This window comes from Gordonia sp. DT219 (assembly GCF_049847065.1).
In the GTDB taxonomy this organism is placed as follows: domain Bacteria; phylum Actinomycetota; class Actinomycetes; order Mycobacteriales; family Mycobacteriaceae; genus Gordonia.
The window spans coordinates 1-216 of the sequence record NZ_JBNCNR010000136.1; the positions used below are offsets into that span (position 1 = coordinate 1).

A 216-nucleotide genomic window follows, 5' to 3' on the forward strand; every position below is an offset into this window, starting at 1 on the left:
GTCGGTGCGGTTGTTGTGGGATGTGGTGTCGGGGAGCCGTAGTGAGTTTCGGGGTGATGTGCGGACGGCGGTGGAGGGGAATAAGGAGTTCTTTACGCGGCCGGTGGAGAATCGGGTGCGTGAGGAGGAGGGGTTTGTGCCGTGGGGGATTTTGGGTCCGGTGTGTGCGGCGGTGGATTCGGATTTCGAGGTGGGGGTGGAGTCGCAGTATTTGCC

General features: G+C 62.0%; 1 protein-coding gene. It reads left to right on the forward strand.

The genetic code is table 11. The annotated features are described in order from the left end of the window. The coding region (locus tag ACPXB3_RS22755) for an Imm49 family immunity protein (protein WP_425729917.1) at nucleotides 1-216 on the forward strand (216 nt) is incomplete at both ends.